Genomic DNA, 2,631 nt, shown 5'->3' on the forward strand with positions numbered 1-2,631 from the left:
GGGGCGGGGCACTTCGATGTACTCCACTGTCCGCATGGCGAGGCGATGCCGGAAATGTTAGATGACGAGAACATCCCCGAGGTTTTGGCCGAATTGAAAGCTGCCGGAAAAATTCGATTCTCTGCACTCTCCATGCACAACGACGTCACTGGCAACTTGGAAAAAGCCATCGAGCTCGGGCACTATGATGGCGCCATGGCGGCCTATAATATTGCCAATCACGCCTCCCTTGAGATCAGCCTAGCGAAGGCGGGAAAAATGGGAATGGGGTTTGTCGCCATGAAGGTAGCCAACTTGATCAATCCAGAGGATGCGCCTGCGTGGCGGCTGAATAAGCTCGACGCGATTATAAACGACGACTCGATCACGCGCCATGCCAAGGCCTACCTATGGGCGTTGCAGAACCCCTATGTCTCCTGCTGCGTTTCCGTCATGATCACCCCCCAGATGGTCGCTGAAAATACAGGTATCGTGGGCCGGAAAGTCGATTTAAACGCCGTCTAAGGTCCAAGTTCCCAGGATGTATAGGTGACGGCTTTCCAATCAAGATCACTCTAAAACGATAGGCTCTTCTCAAGCTTAGTCTTTAGGTCCGCGTAGCGCCGTTCCAACTCGGGAAACTCTCTCTTGGCCGCAGCAAGGTCTTCCGCTATCAAATCCGGAATTTCCTATAAATCAAAATGCCCTTGTTAGTCCGTCTGCGACGGAACTTGGTCTACGCCGCGCTCCGACAAAATACTCGAAATCGATCCCATTAAGTATCGAACCCGGCAATACGGCGACGAAACAGAATTTTTAGCAGGCGCAAAAACAGAGCCCTAGCGACTCCCTCCATCACTGTTTCCAGACTCACTTTGGATTGTTCTGAAACGTCGTTGGCTCCCCTACCTCTCCACCCGACCCGTCCTCACATTTTCCTCGCGCCCATCCGCGCTCGTCCTCGTTATCTGCGCCACAACGTGAGCATGACCAAACCATCTCCCTTCCACCCTATCCGGGCCGTCGCCATCGACCTGGATGGCACGCTGCTGGCGCCCGACCATTCGATCTCCGCCGAGAATATCGCGGCAATCGAGGCGATGCACGCCGCCGGGGTCGAAATCATCCTGGCCTCCGGTCGCCACTACTTGAGCATGCTGCCCTACACCCGTCGGATTCCGCAAGTCCGCTATAACCCCCTCCCCTGACGCCACCGCGAAAAGGAATTTCCTATCAGTTAACCCCCTCCCCTGACGCCACCGCGAAAAGGAATTTCCTATCAGTCAGTTCTCGACCCAGACGGGTCAATTTAGCATTCTTGTGCGTGTTTATGGGGCGGCTCCCGGGGTTGCTGGCTCGTCGCAAAACCCGCATACCTCACCGATGCCTTGTGAACAACTTATTGAGACGTTACATCTAGACCTCGATCCGATCAGGCGCCGCCGCCTGACCGGGAATTTTGTAATGCAATTTTAGAAGTTGAACTGCGAGCGCAACGCCAGCACATCAACATCCTGTCCGATTTCTGCATTGGGGCCGCCAGAAAGACCCGCCGCTGAGTTGTTCGGATAGGCCTGCCGGTCCGTATCGATGAACAGGTAGTTCAGCATGAAGCGGACGTTACGGTTGGGATACCAGTTGATGCCCAGGGTAATGATGTCCTGCTCGCCGCCACGGATACAGGCCGATGTCGCGGTAGGCGCCGTCTGTGTGGCGTTGCCCGCGCATACGCCGCCTGTGCCGCCATCATTCAGATCCACGGTGCTGTAACGCGCCGCCAGTTCGATGGCGCCGAATGACCCATCCATTCCCAGGGGGCTGGCGGGACGCGGCGCGCCGAACGAGGCGTTCTTGATGTCATAACGCTTGGTTTCGCCGGTTACTATCCAGGAGCCTTGCACATACCAGCCTTTAAAATCGGCGTTCGTATCCAGCAACGCTGTTGCGGGAGCGGTGTTGGGCTGCTTACGATCCAGCTCGTAGAAGTAGTATTCGCTCTGGAGGTATAAGTTTTTCCAGTTGAAGCCGAATTCAGGTCCGGCTGCGAAACCATCCTCGACATTGAGCAGGCCGGTGGACACGAGCCGCGTGCCGTCAACGCGGATTTCCGGGCGGTCCCGCAGGTTAAATTGCGCGGCAGACGCGGCTTGCAGACCGGGGAATGCCCCTGCTACCGCCGGGGTGCGCACTGTCGCCGCCTCGCTGAAGTTAAACACCCTGGTTCCTGAAACGCCGAAGTGAATCTTGGTGTCTGGATTTGGCGCATAAAGATATGCCGCGCGGCCGACCAGATTGTTCGCTTCATCAATGCCGCCTTCCCCGATCACGCCTTTGGTGTAATAAAGCGAGCCAAAGAAGTTACTGGTGTTGCCGCGCGCTTCGAAAAGGCGCTGGATAAACTGGATGCTCAGTTGAGCGAAGAGTTCGATGGGATCCGTGGGGCGACGCGTGAGGAGATCGGTCAATTCGTGATGGGCGTGGTCGAGCGCATGCGAATCCAGGGAGCGGTTTTTTGCGAGGGACTGGAAGGGTATATCAACCAAGGAGGGCGGAACTACATGTTCACGCGGGTACCGTTTTTGCCGAACCTCGGGCGGGTGGCTCGCAGCCCGCAATTTTTCGGGCTGAATCGGGCGCGTGACTTTTCAGCCT

Annotated in this window: 4 protein-coding genes; 3 read left to right on the forward strand and 1 reads right to left on the reverse strand. The window is 56.4% G+C overall.

Features of this window, described 5'->3' with window-relative positions:
- Together O2807_14420 and O2807_14425 are read left to right on the forward strand one after the other, a co-directional pair.
- Positions 1-504: hypothetical protein (locus O2807_14420; GenBank protein MDA1001698.1), on the forward strand; the 504-nt coding region annotated here is incomplete at its 5' end.
- Between the two features lie 371 nt (positions 505-875).
- The gene (locus O2807_14425) at positions 876-1,187 is read left to right on the forward strand and encodes an HAD hydrolase family protein (protein MDA1001699.1); all 312 of its coding nucleotides are present in this window, start codon (positions 876-878) and stop codon (positions 1,185-1,187) included.
- 264 nt (positions 1,188-1,451) lie between these two features.
- On the opposite strand, the gene O2807_14430 is transcribed toward O2807_14425, so the two are convergent.
- Positions 1,452-2,444 (reverse strand): porin, encoded by a 993-nt coding sequence (locus O2807_14430; GenBank protein MDA1001700.1) that lies wholly within the window; start codon positions 2,442-2,444, stop codon positions 1,452-1,454.
- Positions 2,445-2,450: 6 nt separating this feature from the next.
- Here O2807_14430 and O2807_14435 point away from each other — a divergent pair.
- On the forward strand, positions 2,451-2,631 hold a 181-nt coding region (locus tag O2807_14435), incomplete at its 3' end, for a hypothetical protein (protein ID MDA1001701.1).

This window comes from bacterium (assembly GCA_027622355.1).
Lineage (GTDB): Bacteria > UBA8248 > UBA8248 > UBA8248 > UBA8248 > JAQBZT01.